Consider the following 18,137-nt stretch of genomic DNA (forward strand, 5'->3'; position numbering starts at 1 on the left):
TCCTCAGACGGTCGGGATTCAGCCCTTGGTGCGCACCGAACCGCCGGACAGGACGTGGTCGGCCCAGGTCGCGAGACGGGATCGGTCAATCTTCGAATTGTGGCGGATGTCGGTCGGGAACGTGGGAGCGACGAGGACCGCGGTGAGATCGTGTCCGACGACCTCGTCTACGAGCTCCCGCAGTCTCGACGTCAGGTCCAGCGGTGCCAGGCCGGGGGAGAGCTCGGTGCCTTCGGCGTCGAGGACGGCCACGAGCGACTGCGTCCCGGCGGGGCCGATGCCCACGATCGAACTGCGGCTGACCTGCTTGTCGGAATCGATGAGCGCTTCGAGACCGCCGGGGCCCACCGGGCCGCGAGGTGTGGTGACCACATGCTGCAGGCGGCCCTCGAGCCACACCCTGCCCTCGGAATCGATATGGCCGATGTCGTTCGTCCGGTGCCAGGTCCGACCATCGAGGTCGTCGCGCGTCGAGGCGGCGGTGGTGGCCCAGAGGTTGTCGTAGCCGGATTTGATGTGAGCGGCGCTGACGACGAATTCGCCCAGGTGTCCCTGCGCGTCACTGCCCTGTTCCAGTGCATCTGCGGACGCACCTGTGTCGTCGATCGGGGCCAGGGCCAGCTCGACGCCGTCGATGGGGCGGCCCACGCACACGCCGAGGTTGGGTGTGGCGTCTGCGGCGATCACGCCGTCATGGTCGATGTCGGTGAGCAGGAGGCCCTCGGTCATGCCATACGGCGAGTGGATGCTCGCGTTGGGGAACACCTCGGCGATGGCATCCATCAGCTCCAGGGGCACGGGGGCTCCGGCGGAGAGGACGAGTTCGACCCGTGCGCACGCGGCCTTCTGCTCGTCATCGCGGTAGGAGGCGGTGGCCGCGACATTCCTGTATGCGGCGGGGGAGGCGAAGACCATCGTGGAATGACCGGCGATGATCGCATCGGAGATGGCGCCGGCCGTCAGCGTCTTCGGCTTCGTCACGGACATGTCCGGAGTCACCGAGGTGGCCCCGATGGCCGGCCCCAGCAGGGCGAAGGGCGGGAAGCCGGCGACCAGTCCGGTGCCTTCGCGGACGTCGAAGACTCGGGTCAGCACTGCCGCGAGGGCTGAGATGTCGCCGTGGGTGTAGCGCACGCCCTTGGCCGGTCCCGTCGATCCGGAGGTGAAGAGGATCGCCGCATCGTCGGTGGCTGCCGGGGTCGGCAGATCGGCGTGGTGTGTGGTGCGCGAGAGCGCTGTCAGGCTGGTCTCGACCTGGAACAGCTTGGCCTGCGTCCGTCCCAGCGGGGACACGGAGATGCGGCGGCCGGGCCAGTTGAAGGCGCGGGCGAGTCCGAGGCCGGGCAGTTCTCCGATGATCCACTGCGGATCCGCCGAGGTGGTCGCCCGGGTCATGCCCTTCGGTCCCAGTCCGGCATCGGCGACGACGGCGACCGCGCCGATCTTCAGGCAGGCGTAGAGGGCCGCGGTGAGGTTGTTGCCGGGCGGAACGAGCATGGAGACCCGGTCGCCGGGGCGCACGCCGAGTTCGAGCAGGCCGCCGGCGATGCTCGTCGTCACATGCCAGAGGTGGCGCCAGGTGATCTGCTGGGCAGGGTTCTGAGCAAAGTCCACCGAGGCGATGGTCTCGTCATCGTGGCGTGCGTCGAGGATCGCTGTCACCCCGCGGGCAGGGGCGGCGTGACCTATCGGTGCGTCTGCATTTGTGCCTGTGATCTCGGCAGTCGTTGCAGCAGATGCGCCGGAAGCGGGCGCAGAATCGGCAGGGAACTGTTCCTTGAGCCAATCGGTGACGACTCCGGCCACATCGTAGTCCTCGCTGACCAGGTGCGAGCCCAGTTCGAAACGGTGCACATCGGCCTGGGGCAGGCGCTGTCGCAGGTCACGCAGATAGCGTTCGAGGAACACCGGGTCCTTCGGCCCCCACACGAGGAGAGCAGGACGGTCGAATGCCGCGATGTCGGCCCCCACTCGCTGCAGCTCGGAGTGGGACGGATGGTTCTCATCGACGGGGATGTCGGCGACGAAGCCGCCGATTCCGTGGCGCAGCGACAGGGAGTCATACGGGGCGCAGAAGGCGTCCTTGATCTCCGGGTCGAGGTCGCCGAGGCTCATCGTCACCCGCAGGAATCCGTCGGTGACCACGGTGGCAGTCGGCAGCATGGGCCCGGCCAGTGTCGCCCGCAGAGGGGCGGGAATCGGGGCGTCCTCGGGCTGGTGGACGGCCGTGTTCAGGCTGATCGAGGCGGAGACGAGATCGGTGTTGCGTGCCGCCCATGCCAGGGACAGGACACCGCCCCAGTCATGGCCGATCGTCACGATCGGATGCTCGGCGGACGCGGCCCCGTTGTTGGGCGCGGTCCCGTCGCGGTCAGCGACACTGCCGGCCACCTCGGCGAGCAGGGGAGACACGACGGAGTCGAAGTCGTCGATGCGCTGGGACATGCGGCGCACCTCGGCGCCGTGGGGAGTCGGGAGCGACTCATGCTCCAGCCTCTGGGAGAAGCCCATGTCGAGCTGGTCGGGGGCGATGAGGCGCCACACGCGGCCCCCGGTTCGCGCTGTCTCCACACTCGCCTGGGCAAGATGGCGCCAGAGGTAGGACCAGGTCGGGTTGCCGTGGAGGGCGAGGATCGTGCCGGTCGGTTCGAGACCATCGGCGCGCAGCACCTCGAGGGTGTCGAGGACGTGGAAGGAATGCGGCCCGTCGGGAGTCCTGGCCTCGACGATTCGGGACCAGGCAGGGTCCCACTCGGGCAGCTTCGGGGGAGTCTGAGCCGGCCGTGCAGGAAATCTCATTGAACCTCTACCACTCGATTTCGGTCATTGCGGTGTTGAGTCCCGACCCGACTCCCATGCACAGGATACGGTCGCCGGGCTTGAGTTGTGATGCCTCGCGGCTGAGCGTGATCGGCAGGGACGCCGGTCCCACGTTGCCCAGTTCCGGGTAGGTGACCGGAATCCGATCGGGATCGAGATTCGCGGCCTTCGTGATCGAGTTCACGTGCACATCGGAGACCTGGTGCATGACGTAACGATCCATGTCGCGCCAGTTCCAGCCGTCCTCGTGAGCTTCTTCCCAGGCTGCGACGACGAGTTCCATCCCGCCGGCCAGCAGTCCCTTGGTGTCGGTGAACATTCCGTTGTGATCGCCCACGCACAGTTCGTGGTGCTGGGTTGCGGCACGGGTGATGCCGCCGAGGATGCGGTGACCGTTCGGATGCTTGTCGGCGGGCCCGAGGACGGCAGCAGAGGCACCGGAACCCAAGGTCAGAGAGGCGAATTCGTTGAGGTACTCCTCGCGGCTGATGCCCGGGCGGGTCAATCGGCGCAGAGTGGCCTCCTGGACCCGGGAGGCATCCTCGCCGGCGACGATGAGTGCGTACTCGATCTGGCCGGCGTCGATCATGCTCGCCGCCAGGGTCATTCCATTGACGAAGCCCAGGCAGGCGTTGGCGATGTCGAAGTTCATCGCCTGCGGGCCCAAACCGATGCCCGCATGGACGCCGACTGCCACGGAAGGCTCGAGGTGCTCACGCGTGACCGAGGTGTTGACCATCAGCCCGATCGAGTCGGGAGAGATGCCGGACTCGGCGAGGGCCTTCTTTCCGGCTGCGATCGCACCATCAGCGAAGTGGCTCGGCTGGTCCCAGTTGCGGCGTGCGTCGACGCCGGCGACGCGCTGGAGGAGACCTGTCGGCAGGTTGAGGGTGGACAGAGTATCGGCGAGGCGGTCGTCGAATTCTTGTGAGGTCACTTCATTGGGGGCGAGGGTCTCAGTCAGGCCGAGAAGCGCCACGTTCGAGTGCCGGAAAGTTGCGTTGCCATTCGCCAATTGAGGTTCTCATCCCTTTGCGGGTCGTTCGTCGTAGTCTGCTGAGGGCCGATGCGATGCACCCTTGAGGCGCGTCACGACGGGGAAGTCCGGAGACTATCTTATATCCCCGAGGCTGAGATGTTTCTCAGCGAGTGAACCAGGTGAATCCGTCATAGGCCATTCCAGTCGCGCAGAGCACCGCGATCCCGGCCAGAATGATCGACGTGACGGTGTGCGAGACCTTCGAGGCTTGGAAGCGAACGGCCCGCGAATGGGACATGGGACGGTCGGTGACGAAGCGCCCGAACTGAGCGAAGATCCGCCAGTCCATGACGTCGATGAGGGACTTCGCCGCCAGGGTGACGACGATGATGCAGCCGGCGCCCATGAGCAGGAGGAAGACGAAGCCCATGAAGCCGAATTCGCGGAAGAACTCGACGACACGATCGGCGATGGCGGTGACGAAGCCGGTGAATCCTTCGCTGAAGGGCAGCGCAGCGAAGGAATCGGTGATGCGGCCCAGGCTGTATCCGTCGCGTTCGGTCCGTTCTGCGCCGATGAACATGGCGACGGCGGCGGCCAGGGCGACGAGGAGGTTGATGATCGTGATCGTCGAATTGTCCGGCCAGAACTCGAGGGACTTCAGCGTGTACGTCGATGCCAGCGCCACGCAGATGATCGCACCGGCCAAGGCGCCGACCGTGGCGGGAAGGAGGAGATTGTTGAAAAACACGAATGCGATGACGGCGATGAGGGCGGCGCCGAAGATATAGGTGAACACCGCCAGCGTGTCACCGTTGGAAGAGGTGGCCGCACGGCGGTTCGCCTCGACCATCTGCCCCGACTGGCCGATGTTGTCCCGCAGCTGCGCCTTCGTGGCGCGCTCGTCGGAATCGGTGCCGGCCGCGGGCAGCACGCGGGTCTCGTCCTCGCTCATGCCGTAGACGCGCTCGGGCTGGTTATAGGCCCGGGTCGGTTGGTCATAGGCCCGGGTCGGCTGATCGGAGTAGCCGCCTCGTGGCCGTGCGCCCGGACCGTGACCCGGTTGGCTGTAGCCGCCCTGGCCGTACCCCTGCTGAGGGGGTGTCTGCGCACCCTGAACTCGCCGCTGCGGGGCCGGCTGCCATCTGCCTACTCGGGCCGCGATGAGATACACGATGAGGACGACGAGTGCTGCGAGGACTCCGATTGAGATGCTGGCGCCGAGCTCGCTCATGAGGGACTTCCTGGGGGATGGACAACGATGGTCGTGTGCCCAGTCTATGGAGGATCGAGGCGGTAATCACGTTCACCCACGGGCCGCGCCGCGATCCGGGCCGCGACGGGCCCACGGGCCGCGCGGCGACTGTAGGGTGAGATAACGACCTGCCAGGACCTGCCAGGGCCTCTCGAAGGGGAGGCCCGCACAGCTTTCGAAGGAGAATCGCGATGAGCAACGCCGAAGCATTCACGACAGCGGCCATGCCCCTTGACCAGCAGATCGTCCTGGTGACCGGGGCCGGACGCGGAGTGGGCTCATCCATCGCGAAGGCCTTCGCCCACGAGGAGTCGGCGCTCGTCATCAACTACCGCTACTCGGCCGAAGCAGCCGAAGAGCTCGCAGAGGCGGTCCGTGCCAGAGGCGGGCGTGCCGTGGCGATCGAAGCCGATGTCACCGACTCACGCGCCGTCGACGCAATGTTCGCCGCCGCCCACGCCGAATTCGGTGCCCCCGTGTCGACGGTGGTCAACAGCGCCCTCGTGGATTTCTCTTTCAACGGCGAGGAGCGGCAGCCGGCAGACGAGATCGACTTCTCCGATTTCGCCGATCAATTCCGTGGTGCCGTCGGTGCTGCGCTCAACACCGTTCAAGCCGCGATGAGCGGATTCCGCGAGATCGGATCCGGACGGGTCATCAACATCGGGTCGAATCTCGTGCAGAACCCGGTCGTGCCCTATCACGACTACACCGCGGCTAAGGCCGCGCTGCTGTCGCTGACCAGGACCTTTGCAAAAGATCTCGGGCCCTCCGGGATCAGGGTGAACATGGTCTCCGGCGGCCTGCTGCGCACCACCGACGCCTCCTCGGCGACCCCGGAGGAGGTCTTCGACCAGATCGCGGCACAGACTCCTCTGGGCCACGTGACGACACCGGAGGAGTTCGCCTCGGCGGTGGTGTTCTTCGCATCACCGGCCTCACGGGCAGTGACGGGTCAGAACCTCGTCGTCGACAACGGCCTGGTGATGGACTGAAACGACGACGGACGCCGCCTCAGGCCTGGCGTGGTCGCGCCCCGCATCGGTCTCACTCTCGAGAGTCGACCGCAGAGTCGAAAGCTGACTTCAGGGAGTCCGCTCTCGACGATGCGGTCGACTCTCGGCAATATGGCTCTTTATGGCGAGGAACATCTCGTTCCGGAACAGGTCGGCCCAAACCAGATTGAAGACTGTGTAGCCGGCATTGGTGAGACGCATGTGGCGTGTGTGATTATCTTTGCTTGCTCGATCCGGCCCGTTCTCGCTGAGGTAATACTTTCCCAGGCCGTGGAATTCCACGATCAGTGGCAACTCCTCGTGCTTGAAATCGCATCTGCCCAGGAAGTTTCCTGAACGGCTACAGATAGTCACCTGCGGAATCATTCCGTTGATGGAGAACCTGTGAAACTTCACTGCGCAGAGTGACTCGGCCTGAGATTCGTGACGAGTGTCGGAGAGTCGTATTGCCTGCTCGGCGTTTCTGCGGCCGCGACGGCGGGCGCATATCTGCTCGAGAAGCTCGGACTTGGCGACCTTCCCTGCTCTCAGACCCGTCGAGATCATCGGTACTGATATCTCAAGGGGATAGTCATGCGCAATGTCGCTGAGTGTTCGAGGCAGATCGGTGACGGCAAAGTCACCGACTTCGGCCCGGTGCTCTCGTGTGACTGTGCGGTCGTAGATTCTCAGTGTCGGAAAGTTCTGGTGGTATCCGGTGCGGATGATCTCGGCCTGTTCAGTGGCAGGGAAAGGCGGATGGATGCCGTGGATCAGTGCGGCAGAAATGTGGGAGTAGAGGTCATCGCCTCTGAGCTCATGAAGTCGTGAACGAATCAGTGGCTTCAGTCTTTCGCTCTGGTCGCGGATGTCGCCGAAAGTCTGAGGATAGGAAACTGGGTCGGAGGAGGTCGCGGAGTGCAGGACCGCGTGCTCTGCTGTGGTGCAAGGACGAGTCACCGTAAAGTGCCCTCGGCGTATCTTCTCCAAACAACATCGTTGTGCGATGCGGATCTCGTTGTCGGTCAATCCGAGCCGGAGTAGATCCTGTTTCGCGAAAACCTGAACCATGAAGACATAATGCCATCAAAGTACATTAAACGCAATGAAAGCGCAGCAAACGTAAACTAGAGGAATGAAGGCGCTCGAAGCCGGTCGAACGTCGGATACATCGAAAGCAGACCGCAGCCTCGAGAGTCGAGCTCAGGGGGTCAACTCTCGAGGCTGCGGTCTGCTTTCGGCTCCAGGCGGCCAGGCGGCTGGTGGAGGCAGGCTGCGCGGGTCAGACTCGTTCGAGGAACATCAGGGTGCGGTCGAAGAGTAGTTGCGCGCTGTCCTCGCGGTAGTCGGCGACCAGTGGGTCGCTGAAGAGGTGGGTTGCGCCGGGGTAGAGGAAATACTCTGCCTGGGCCCCTGCTCGGGCGGCCGATTCGATCAGCGTCTCCGGCGCACCCGCATCCCGCCAAACATCGTCGACGGAGAAATGGATCTGGACGGGCACGTTCTCTTGCCACCGCGTCGGCTTGGGGAAGCCCCCGCCGTGGCAGAGGAGCACACCGCGTGCCCGCGAATCGTTCTTGCCCATCTGCTGAGCGATGCCGGCCCCGAGCGAGAGACCGGCGAACACGATCTCATCCGGCAGATCCGCGCAGGCCGCGCCCACGCGGTCGACGAGCTGTGAGAACCCGACCTCCTGCGCGTGGCCGACCCCCGCCTCGGCCCCCGTGAACGTCCGCCCCTCGTAGAAGTCGGGAGCGAACACGGTATGACCCGAAGCTGTGTAACGCTCGGCGATCACATCGATGCCAGGGGTCTTGCCCAGCGCGGAATGGAGCAGGACGAGGGTGGGCATGGTTGTCTCCTGTCTCGCCGAGTGTTTCGACGACCGATGCTTCAGCGGCTGTGACCGTGTGGGATGGCGAAAGAATCGGCCTGCGCCGTCTCCCAGTCCGCGGCCCATTCATCGGGAGCGCCGTTGAGCAGCTCGCCGGGTTTGAGCCAGTCGTAGAGTCGGGCATAGGACCACGATTCAGACTCCGAGACGTTGCGGCGCAGCATCGTCGGTTCCAGCTCATCCGGATGAGAGACGCCCATGGACGCCATCAGACGAACCGCCTCGGCGACGGTGCCGTCGTGGTAATTCCTCACGCGAGTCGACTTGTCCGGAACATCGATGGCGCGAGCTCGGCGAGGATCCTGCGTGGCGACGCCGACGGGGCATTTGCCTGTGTGGCAGACCTGAGCCTGAATACAGCCGACGGCCATCATCATGGCTCGAGCCGCCATCGTGAAGTCGGCACCCTGGATGAGTCGCTTGACGATGTCGGAGCCGCTCGCGATCTTCCCTGCCGCGCCGAGCCTGATGCGATCGCGCAGGCCCGCGCCCATCAGCGAATTGTGCACAATCATCAGGCCCTGCGTCAGCGGCAGGCCGACGTGGTTCTCGAATTCGAGGGGAGCAGCGCCGGTGCCGCCTTCGGAGCCGTCGACGATGATGAAGTCGGGTGTGATTCCCGTTTCGACCATCGCCTTGCACATGGCGAGGAATTCGGTGCGCGAACCCACACAGAGCTTGAACCCGGCAGGTTTGCCGCCGGAGAGCTCGCGCATCTGCTCGATGAAGCGCAGGAGCTCGATCGGGGTGGAGAACACAGTGTGGTTCGGGGGACTGACGCAGGTCTTGCCGACGGGGATGCCGCGGATCTCTGAGATCTCCTCGGTGACCTTCGGGCCGGGCAGGACGCCGCCGATGCCGGGTTTGGCGCCTTGAGAAAGTTTGAGCGAGACCATCTTGACCTGCGGGTCCTTCGCCTTACTCGCGAAGACTTCCGGATCAAACGCACCTTCGGGGGTTCTGGCGCCGAAGTACCCGGTGCCCAGCTCCCAGATCAGGTCGCCGCCGAACTCACGGTGATAGGGCGTGATCGAGCCTTCGCCGGTGTCTTGGGCGAATCCGCCCATGGCCGCGCCCTTGTTGAGCGAGCGCACCGCATTGTCACTGAGCGAACCGAAGCTCATGGCCGAGACGTTGAGGAGGGAGATGTCGTAGGGCTGTGTGCATTCCGCACCGCCGACCCTGATCCGTGGGGGAGCAGGTGAGTTCGTGATCGGAACATTCGAGTGCATGAGGGCCTCGTAGCCCGTGCGATTGACATCGCGTTCGGTGCCGAAGGCGCGTTCGGCATGCTTGCCCTTGGCGCGTTCGTAGATCGTGGCGCGCGTGTTGCGGTTGAAGGGACGCCCGTCCCAGTTCCGTTCGATGAAGTACTGCTGGATCTCCGGGCGAATCGACTCAAGCAGATACCGTGCGTGGCCGGCGACTGGATAGTTGCGCAGAATCGAATGTTTCTTCTGTGTCACGTCCCAGGCGGCGAGGGCACCGAGCCCGAGCGCTGAGACGGCTGCAGCGGCCTGAGCCACCCGCTTTCCTGTTGAGTCTCCTCCGAGCTGACTAACCATGGGGAACTGACCTTTCGTTGAGCGTCCGCGGTCTGTACTTGATGCGAGCCTAAACCGAGAACGCGGGGATTTCAGGAAAGGGTGGGCTAAATTTCACAACAGTTGTGTCACCAGTGCCGAAATCAGCTCGTCGAGTTGCAGAGAATAGCCGATGATGAGTAAGAATCCCGTGGCGATCCAGGCGACTTCCTTCCACTCGTCGTATCCGCGCAGGCGGCGGCGACCGCGGCGAAGTCCGCCGGCCATGACGATGACGAGATCGACGATCCACCACAGGCCCAGACCGCCCAGGGTCACGAGCTTGAGCGCACCGGTGGTGAAGCGGCCCGTGTAGAAACGGTCGGCACCGAGGAAACCCAGAGTCAGCGACAGGATCCAGGTGACGAAGAAGGAGCGGTTGCTGGGTGCATCGGAGGAGTCGGGAGAGTCCGCAGTGGCCGTCGGCAGTGCGGAGTCGAGGCGCGGCAGATCGAGAGGTGAGGGGCCGGAGGGCAGGGAGGACACGGACATCGTGGTCATCTCCTAATTCGCTGCCCTCCGTGGTTCGAATGGCGAGTCACGGAGAGCTGGGGACGGGTGTCAGGTGGGGACCTGAGTACAGCCTAGGAAACTCATGGACACGAGCGCATTGGGGTTTTCCCCAATGTCGGCATAGCGTGGAGGCATGAGTACTGGTGAGCCGAGCGCGACGAGTACTCGGCGCACCATCATCGCAGTCTTCCTGGCCGGCGTCTCGGTCTTCCTCGTCCTCTATGAGACGCAGGGACTCCTGCCCGCGATCCGCGGAGCTTATGGCATCGACGCGCCCACCGCGAGCCTGACCGTCTCCGCCACGAATGTGGCCATGGCCGTCTTCCTCATCCCGTTCTCCCTGCTCGCCCCGCGCATCGGGCATGCCAGACAGATTGCCGGCGGTGTGGTCCTGGCCGCGCTCCTCGCTCTCATCCTGCCTTTCATGCCGAGTCCCGAACTGCTCATCGCCGTGAGGTTCCTCCAAGGTGTGGCGATCGCTGCGGTACCGGCCACCGCGATGGCCTACCTGTCGCTGCGACTGCCGGCGGCGGCGCTGCCCGGTGCGATCGGCGTCTACATCGCCGGCAACACGATCGGCGGGCTCTCCTCCCGGCTCCTCACCGGACTTGCCGCCGAGGTTCTGGGCTGGCACGGTGGCCTGGCGTTCACTGCGGCACTCTCCCTGGTCTTCGGACTCATCGTCGTCTGGCTGCTCCGCCACGATCTGTTCTCCACCTCACGAGCACTCGCCGCACGAGACGGCGTGGCCACTGCCCGGGACGACTCAATCACCGCGCAGGATGCCTCGACCGCTGGACGGGATGCCTCGGCAGCTGCGGGACCGGGACAGCCGCCTCGGCGAGCGATCATTCCGCTGGGCTCGGGGCTGTGGCGAATCTACCTCACCGGGTTCCTCTGCATGATCGTCTTCGGGGGATCCTTCACGATGCTCGGGACCCGACTGCAGCACGATCCCTGGCACCTGAGCGAGGGCGCGGTCGCCCTGTTCTTCCTCATCTACCTCGTCGGCACCGTCGTCACCACGTACTACGGGCGCCTGGCGACGAAGTACTCGCGCACCTCACTGACGCTGCTCGGAATGATCACGGCGCTCGCCGGTGCCGGGCTCACCCTCGTCGACTCCTTGGTCGTCATCATCATCGGCATGTCCCTGCTCACCGGCGGGTTCTTCCTCGGCCACACGGGCGCATCCGCGGCCGCCAGCGCCTCACGGCCGGGAGTCGACTCCACCCGCTCGGCGGCCATCTACCTCACCGTCTACTACCTGGGCACCAGCCTCGGCGCCTGGCTGTCGGCAGTCCTGTTCACCGACTATGCGTGGCCGGGTGTGGTCGTCATGTGCATGACCGCGCTGTTCGCCGTTCTCATCTTGACCCTGACCGGAGCTTCGATAGGGTTCAAGAAACGCAACTGATCAATTGTTCAGCTCAAGGACCGGAGGACATCATGCCCCAGGCGACACACTCGAACGTCACCTATGCGATCGACCGAGGCGTCGCCCATGTGGAGATCGACCGCGCCGAGAAGCTCAATTCCCTCACGCGCGAGGTGTTCGAAGACCTCGTCGAGGTCGGCCTCGCGCTCAAGGAATCGACCGAGGTCAGGGCCGTCGTCCTCTCCGGTCGCGGGCGGGCCTTCAGCGCCGGCCTGGATTTCACCGAAATGGCCCGGCTCGCCGACGAGGGGACAGCGACGACCGCCGAGGCGGATGCCGAGACCCCGACTACCGCCGAGGTGGGCGCGGAGTCATCGTCAGCGACAGGCAGTGCCGTTGCCGTCGGTGAGCGCCTCGGATCCGCTCGAGCGCTGGCTCAGAAAGCCGTGCACGTGTGGTCCCTGATCGAGGTCCCCGTCATCGCCGGTATCAGGGGGCCCGCACTCGGCGGCGGGATGCAGATCGCGCTGGGCGCTGACATCCGCATCGCCGGTCAGGACGTTCAGCTGTCGCTGATGGAGATCAAATGGGGAATCATCCCGGACATGTGCGGGACTCAGCTCCTGCCCCGCCTGGTCGGACCCGGAATGGCGAAGAAGCTCATCGCCACAGGTGAGGCCATCGGGGCCGAAGAGGCTCTGCGGAACGGTCTCGTCGAAGAGGTGACCGAGGACCCGGTGGAGCGAGCGCTCGAACTGGCGGCCGACTTCGCTGGGAAATCACGCTCGGCACTCGTCTGGGCGAAGAAACTCGTCGACCTCTCCTACGAGGCCGATCTGGCCACGGGCCTCGACGCCGAACAGGAGGCGCTGGCCTCACTCATCGGCACGGACGAGCAGCGCCAGGTCGTGGCAGAGCGGTTGGCGCGCATGGCCCAGAAGGCGAAGGGCTGACGCCCAGCGATCCGACCGTGGCCGGTGGGGACTCAGCAGTGGCGAGCTGACGTGGAAGCTCAGCCGTGTTTGCCGGGGAACTCCGGGCGGACCGGGTCGATGGTCCGGTCGAATCCGACCACCTCGGCGACGGTCTTGAACGCGGCGAGTTCACGCAGCAGGACCAGGGTCGGGCGCATGAGCTTGAGCCGCTCCTCGGTTTCAGCGGTGAGGATCTCACCCACCGACATCCACTCGCTCGTGTGGGCCTCCGTGGTCTGGTGGTGCGCAGACTCGAGGTCGCCGCCGGAGAGCACATAGAAGTAGGTGTCGAAGCGCTTCGGCCGCCCCGCCGGGGTCACCCAGTTCGCCCACGGCTTCAGACCGGCCGGGTCGAGCACAGCCCCGGTTTCCTCTTCGACCTCACGCATGGCGGTGGCCAGCAGGACGCGCCAACCATCGGCCGCCTCGGCGATGGTGGAGTCCTTCCACGCTGCCTGATGAGTCTGCGGGTCGGGGACATCGATGGATGACGCGGTCTGCTCATCGATGGGGTCGACGCGACCGCCGGGGAAGACGACGACGCCGGCGGCGAAGTCCATCGTCGAGACCCGGTGCTGGACGAAGACCTCGAGTCCGCTGCTGCCGTCGCGGATCATGAGCACGCTGACGGCGGGCCTGATCGGCACGGCGCTCGGTTCGGGCACATCCGGGCCGCGGCTGGAGGAGTCGGCGAGGTCCGAACGGTCGGATCCCTCGGGGGAGATGTCTCGAATCACTGTCAGCACCTTCGCTTCTCGGTCTGGTCGTCACCTCCCAGTATGCCCCGCAGCGGCGGGCCTGGCAGAAGCGGGGTGGGTTGCAGCGGCAGGAACCGGAGGATTCACGCAGCAGGATACGATGGGCAGCAGAGAGGAACGACGGCGAATTCCTCAAGAAATCTTGAGAGTTGAGTCGTCAGAGTCGGCGAGCGGCACCAGGCGCCGACAGCCCGCAGACCGGTAGGGCGCGGAAATGAGAGGTTTGGAGATCTACCCCTTCTTCACGATTGACCAGGCGTGGCCCAACTGGCTGATATTCACGCTCCTGGCAGTCGACATGATCATCCGCATCGTCGCGCTGGGGTGGATTCCGCACAACCGCAGACCGTCGGTCGCCCTCGGGTGGCTGCTCGCGATCTTCCTCATCCCCTATGCCGGGATTCTTGCGTTCTTGCTGCTGGGATCCGCGAAGCTGCCGAAGCGGCGGCGGGACAAGCAGAGGCTCGTCAACGACATCTTTCGTGACCAGACCGATGACCAGGCGATCATCGGCGATACCGCCCACATGTCCGAGCCGTTGAGCACGGCAGCGCAGCTGAATTACGATCTGGGCGCACTGCCGATGACGCACGGCAACTCCTTCGAACTCCACACCGACAATCACGCCTGCATGGAGGCGATGGCCGACCGGATCGATGCGGCCACGAGCTTCGTCCACTTCGAGTTCTACATCGTCGCGATCGATGACACGACGAGGCGGCTCTTCGAATCGCTGCTGGCCGCGCACGAGCGTGGGGTGGAGGTGCGGATCCTCATCGACCACCTGGGCTCATTGGGGTATCCGGGGTACTCGGAGCTGGTCAAGCGGCTCGATTCTTCGGGTGTGGCCTGGCGCAGGGCACTGCCGATCCGCCCCTGGAGGGGCGAGTACCAGCGACCCGACCTGCGCAACCACCGGAAGATCCTCATCGTCGACGCCGACGTCGCCTTCACCGGCTCGCAGAACATCATCGACCGGTCGTACAACAAACGGCGCAACCGGCGGAAGGGCTTCCAGTGGATGGATCTGTCGCTGAAGTGCACCGGGCCGGTCGTCGACGAACTCGATGCGGTGTTCGTCACGGACTGGTATTCGGAAACGGGTGAGCTCTTCGACGAACCCTCACAGGGAGAGCTGCGGGCGCCGCAGAACGGCGGCATCCAGGCACAGGTGGTTCCGTCGGGGCCCGGGTTCGAAGACGAGAACAACCTGCGTCTGTTCAACCACCTCATCTACAACGCGAACCGCAGCGTCGTCGTCTGCTCACCGTACTTCGTGCCCGACGAATCACTGATGCACGCACTCACGACCGAGGCCCGGTCCGGAGTCGACGTGCGCCTGTATGTGGGCGAGACGAGCGACCATTGGGTCACTCAGCGGGCACAGCAGTCCTATTACGCCGATCTGGTGCGAGCCGGAGTCCGGATCTTCCTCTATCACGCCCCGACCGTTCTGCATTCGAAGTTCCTCATGATCGACGACGAGGTCTCGATCATCGGATCCTCGAACATGGATGAGCGGTCTTTCGCGATGAACATGGAGGTCACCATGTTCATCGTCGACAAGGAGTTCACGCAGCGGATGTACGAGCTCGAAGCGCAGAGGTATGCGCCGAACTCGGTCGAACTCGACGCCGACGAGTGGAGCGAACGGCCGCTGCTGCACAAGTATGTGGAGAACGTCGCCAGGCTCACGAGCTCACTGCTCTGAGAAACTCACGAGTTCACTGCTTTGGGAACTCACGGGATCGCTGCTTCAGACACTATGAGGGAAGGGCGAGCCCGCAGCTACGGCCGGCGGGTCGGCGGGTTGGCGGCGCGCGGAATTCCGTCGGCAACGACAACGCTCCCGCACACTGGATCAGCGTGCGGGAGCGTTGTCAGCTGTTGCCTGAGGCTATAGGTCAGGTGTCCTCGGAGAGTCCGGCGGGGCCCTCGTCGTCGAGGTCGCGTTCGGGATCGGCGATGACATCGTCCTTGACCGGCGGGGTTCCTGTGGGCTTGCTGCCCGCTGAACCCGTGCCTGCTCCAGCGCCGGCTGCACCGTTTCCGGTTGCGGCGTTGACCTTGTCGGCTGCCGTCTGAACTGCATCGGCGACGGCCGGGGACTTGTCGCGGATCGACTGGTTGGCCTTCTCGACGGTGTCCTGCACTCGCGGGTCGGTCCAGAGATCCTGTGCCTGGGCCTTGAGCTTTTCGTAGCTCTGACGTCCGGTGCGTGATCCGAGTACGTAACCGACTCCCAGACCAGCCAGGAGAATCAACCGCTTCTTCATCTTCCTGCTCTCCTTCTCAGCTTGCCGTGACTGCATTCGACACTGTCGAGTGCGAAGACCGACGATGGTCGACGGTCGTGCGCATCGGCGCTGTGCCCTGGTTCACCACCTTATACTGCAGACCGTTCCCGAGTGAAAGAATTTCGCCTCAGGTTTGTGGAAAAGGTACAGTGCTTCTGCGCTCAGCTCACCGTGGGCTGCTGCTGGGTGATGCAATGGATTCCACCGCCGCGGGCATAGAGTTCGCGGGCGTCGATGCCGACGACCTTGCGCCCCGGGTAGACCTTCTCCAAGACCGCGACCGCCTCGGCGTCCATCGGATCGTCGAAGGTGCAGGCGATGACCCCGTCATTGGTGACGAGGTGGTTGACGTAGGAATAGTCGACCCAGTCCTCGTCATCGCGCAGCACCTCCGGCGCCGGGATCGCCACGATCTCGAAGGGCTGACCGTCCGCGGTGGTCTCAGCAGTGAAGCGGGTCTTGAGCTGCTGAGAGAATTCGAAGTCCGGGTGTTCGGGATTGCGCTGATCGTGGATGAGGACGACGCCGGGGCTGGGCATGGCCGCGACGATGTCAACGTGGCCACGCGTGCCGAAGGTCTGATTGTCGCGGTAGAGACCGTGGTCGAGCCAGATGACCTTCTTCGCCCCGATGGTGCGGGCGAATTCGGCTTCCACATCGGCTTCGGTCAGATCGGGGTTGCGGCCCGGATCCAACTGCACACTGCGCGTGGCCAGCACGGTGCCCCGCCCGTCGACGTGGAAGCCGCCGCCCTCGTTGCGCAACTGGGAGTCCAGGATCGGGACGCTCGCCTGGTTCGCGACGAAGCGACCAATGTGCTGATCGTGATCCCATCTCGCCCATTCCTGGGCGCCCCAGCCGTTGAAGACCCAGTCCGCCGCGTGCAGCTTCGCGTTGTCGTCGACGACGAAGCTCGGACCGATGTCACGCATCCACGCGTCGTCGAGTTCGGCGTTGACGACAGTGATCGGATGCTTGATCCCCTCGCCGAGGTGGCGGCGGGCGTTGTCTGTCTGTGCCGGTGAGACGACGACAGTCACCGGCGTGAACTCGCTGGTGGCACGTGCCACCGCGGCCCAGGTGCGGCGGGCGGCCTCTGCCTCACCTTCGGTGTCGCCCAGGGCGTATCCGGAGGATGGGAACGCCATCCAGATGCGGTCATGGGCGGCAGTTTCCGCGGGCATGTGAAACGTCATCGTTCATCCCTTCGAGTCAGAGGAAGCGTTGGCTTGCCCTTGAGTCTAGCGAGGATCGACTGATGGAGGGCAACGGATTCCGCACCTGCCCGGCGGCGAGGTGCCTCATTGAGAAGCCAGCTCTCGGTCTCCGTATAGTCTGGCGTGAGTGACAGGATGCCCGGGTATCCGGGTTCGAACTCGCCATGGGAGGCAGCGCGTGGAACAGCAGGATCTGCAGGAACTCTTCTCTCGGTCGGGGACCGGTCCGTTGGCGGGTGTGGTCGTCGCCGATTTCTCCCGTGTGCTGGCGGGGCCCTACGCGACGATGATGCTGGCCGATCTCGGCGCCACGGTGATCAAGGTCGAGGGCAGGACAGGTGACGATACACGGCACTGGGCGCCGCCTCGGCGAGGTGATGATGCGACGTATTTCCTCACGGCGAACCGGAACAAGCATTCCGTGGTCCTCGACTTCAAAGACGAGGAAGACCTGGGCCTGGCGCAGGAGCTGGCCAGGCGGGCCGACGTTCTGGTGGAGAACTTCAAGGCCGGCGGGCTGGCGAAGTACGGGCTCGACTACGACACGGTCAAGGCCGAAAACCCGGGCATCATCTACGCCTCGGTGACCGGATTCGGCCGCGACAATCCGCAGCCCGGCTACGACCTGCTCATCCAGGGGCTGTCCGGCTTCATGAGCGTCACCGGTTCGCAGGAGTCGGGCCCGGTCAAGGCAGGAGTCGCCGTCGTCGACGTGTTCACCGGTCTGCACACCACCGTCGGCATCCTCGCCGCGCTCGCCCACCGCAAGGACACCGGCGAAGGGCAGCTGGTGGAAACGAACCTCCTGTCCTCGGCGCTGTCCGGGCTGGCGAACCAGACCTCGGCGTACGTGGCCGGCGGTGTCGTTCCGCAGGCCATGGGCAACGCCCACCCGAGCCTCTACCCCTACCAGCCGATGCCCACGGCCGAGGGGCAGATCATCATCGCCGTCGGCAACGACAACCAGTTCCGTTCACTGGCCGCGGTGCTGGGTCACCCCGAATGGGCCGAGGATGAACGCTTTGCGAACTTCTCCGACCGCAACGAGAACCGGGCCGAACTCGAACCCGAACTCATCGCCGCACTGAGTGAGAAGACGAACCAGGAATGGTTCGACATCCTGTCCGCGGCCGGGCTGCCGTGCGCTCCGATCAACACGATCGCCCAGGGCGTCGACCTGGCGGCTTCGCTGGGTCTCGAGCCCGTCGCCGAGGCGGGGGCCGGGGATCGTGTGATCCCGACGGTGGCCAATCCGATCCGTCTGTCCGAGACACCGGCCAGCTACGATCTCGCGCCGCCGAAGTTGGGAGAGAGCACCGAGGCGGTCAAGGACTGGCTGCGGCAGAGGATCTGTTGGACTTCTGCATCGAGACTCTGGCAGGGTGGGTTCGCGAAAGACTGCGGTTGCTCGGGCTGAAACTCCGGAATCACTGACGTACCCTAGAGTCTGTATGAAAGCACCCTAGTCACTGGG

Annotated in this window: 15 protein-coding genes; 5 read left to right on the top strand and 10 right to left on the bottom strand. The window is 64.8% G+C overall.

Annotated features, from left to right (window positions below):
• Positions 1–18: 18 nt before the first annotated feature.
• From BLT92_RS11290 to BLT92_RS11300, 3 genes are all read right to left on the bottom strand, one after another.
• Positions 19–2,799, bottom strand: a complete 2,781-nt coding sequence (locus BLT92_RS11290; RefSeq protein ID WP_092105718.1) for an alpha/beta fold hydrolase — start codon at positions 2,797–2,799, stop codon at positions 19–21.
• Positions 2,800–2,806: 7 nt separating this feature from the next.
• Positions 2,807–3,835 carry a 3-oxoacyl-ACP synthase III gene (locus BLT92_RS11295; protein ID WP_092105720.1) on the bottom strand — a complete coding sequence of 343 codons (1,029 nt, stop codon included), beginning with the start codon at positions 3,833–3,835 and terminating at the stop codon, positions 2,807–2,809.
• 127 nt (positions 3,836–3,962) lie between these two features.
• Positions 3,963–5,033 carry a hypothetical protein gene (locus BLT92_RS11300; protein WP_092105726.1) on the bottom strand — a complete coding sequence of 357 codons (1,071 nt, stop codon included), beginning with the start codon at positions 5,031–5,033 and terminating at the stop codon, positions 3,963–3,965.
• 212 nt (positions 5,034–5,245) lie between these two features.
• On the opposite strand from BLT92_RS11300, the gene BLT92_RS11305 reads away from it, so the two are divergent.
• A complete protein-coding gene (locus BLT92_RS11305; RefSeq protein WP_197679609.1) occupies positions 5,246–6,049 on the top strand; it encodes a 3-oxoacyl-ACP reductase in 804 nt (267 codons plus the stop codon).
• A 90-nt stretch (positions 6,050–6,139) separates the two neighbouring features.
• On the opposite strand, the gene BLT92_RS11310 is transcribed toward BLT92_RS11305, so the two are convergent.
• The 4 genes from BLT92_RS11310 to BLT92_RS11325 all read right to left on the bottom strand — a co-directional run bounded on the left by BLT92_RS11310 (position 6,140) and on the right by BLT92_RS11325 (position 10,027).
• On the bottom strand, positions 6,140–7,120 hold the full coding sequence (locus BLT92_RS11310) for a hypothetical protein (protein ID WP_231938779.1): 981 nt from the start codon (positions 7,118–7,120) through the stop codon (positions 6,140–6,142).
• Positions 7,121–7,331: 211 nt separating this feature from the next.
• Entirely contained in the window at positions 7,332–7,901 is a 570-nt protein-coding gene (locus BLT92_RS11315; RefSeq protein WP_092105730.1) for a dienelactone hydrolase family protein, read from the bottom strand.
• 41 nt (positions 7,902–7,942) lie between these two features.
• The gene (locus tag BLT92_RS11320) at positions 7,943–9,508 is read right to left on the bottom strand and encodes an FMN-binding glutamate synthase family protein (RefSeq protein ID WP_092105732.1); all 1,566 of its coding nucleotides are present in this window, start codon (positions 9,506–9,508) and stop codon (positions 7,943–7,945) included.
• Positions 9,509–9,601: 93 nt separating this feature from the next.
• On the bottom strand, positions 9,602–10,027 hold the full coding sequence (locus BLT92_RS11325) for a TM2 domain-containing protein (protein ID WP_092105734.1): 426 nt from the start codon (positions 10,025–10,027) through the stop codon (positions 9,602–9,604).
• Between the two features lie 145 nt (positions 10,028–10,172).
• On the opposite strand from BLT92_RS11325, the gene BLT92_RS11330 reads away from it, so the two are divergent.
• Together BLT92_RS11330 and BLT92_RS11335 are read left to right on the top strand one after the other, a co-directional pair.
• Positions 10,173–11,456 carry an MFS transporter gene (locus tag BLT92_RS11330; RefSeq protein WP_092105736.1) on the top strand — a complete coding sequence of 428 codons (1,284 nt, stop codon included), beginning with the start codon at positions 10,173–10,175 and terminating at the stop codon, positions 11,454–11,456.
• 32 nt (positions 11,457–11,488) lie between these two features.
• Positions 11,489–12,370, top strand: a complete 882-nt coding sequence (locus BLT92_RS11335) for an enoyl-CoA hydratase-related protein (RefSeq protein ID WP_092105739.1) — start codon at positions 11,489–11,491, stop codon at positions 12,368–12,370.
• Positions 12,371–12,429: 59 nt separating this feature from the next.
• Here the strand turns inward: BLT92_RS11335 and BLT92_RS11340 are convergent, their stop codons facing one another.
• Complete coding sequence (locus BLT92_RS11340) at positions 12,430–13,128, bottom strand: NUDIX hydrolase (protein WP_092105740.1); 699 nt, start codon at positions 13,126–13,128, stop codon at positions 12,430–12,432.
• 235 nt (positions 13,129–13,363) lie between these two features.
• Here BLT92_RS11340 and cls point away from each other — a divergent pair, with 235 nt between their 5' ends.
• Entirely contained in the window at positions 13,364–14,860 is a 1,497-nt protein-coding gene (gene cls / locus BLT92_RS11345) for a cardiolipin synthase (RefSeq protein ID WP_092105741.1), read from the top strand.
• A 193-nt stretch (positions 14,861–15,053) separates the two neighbouring features.
• Here the strand turns inward: cls and BLT92_RS11350 are convergent, their stop codons facing one another.
• Positions 15,054–15,425, bottom strand: a complete 372-nt coding sequence (locus BLT92_RS11350) for a hypothetical protein (RefSeq protein WP_092105742.1) — start codon at positions 15,423–15,425, stop codon at positions 15,054–15,056.
• 182 nt (positions 15,426–15,607) lie between these two features.
• Positions 15,608–16,630, bottom strand: coding sequence for an agmatine deiminase family protein (locus tag BLT92_RS11355; RefSeq protein WP_197679610.1), 1,023 nt, complete (start codon positions 16,628–16,630; stop codon positions 15,608–15,610).
• Positions 16,631–16,841: 211 nt separating this feature from the next.
• Between BLT92_RS11355 and BLT92_RS11360 the strand changes: the two genes are divergently transcribed.
• Entirely contained in the window at positions 16,842–18,080 is a 1,239-nt protein-coding gene (locus tag BLT92_RS11360) for a CaiB/BaiF CoA transferase family protein (protein ID WP_231938780.1), read from the top strand.
• Positions 18,081–18,137 lie beyond the last annotated feature (57 nt).

The sequence above is a fragment of the Brevibacterium picturae genome (assembly GCF_900105045.1).
Taxonomy (GTDB): domain Bacteria; phylum Actinomycetota; class Actinomycetes; order Actinomycetales; family Brevibacteriaceae; genus Brevibacterium; species Brevibacterium picturae.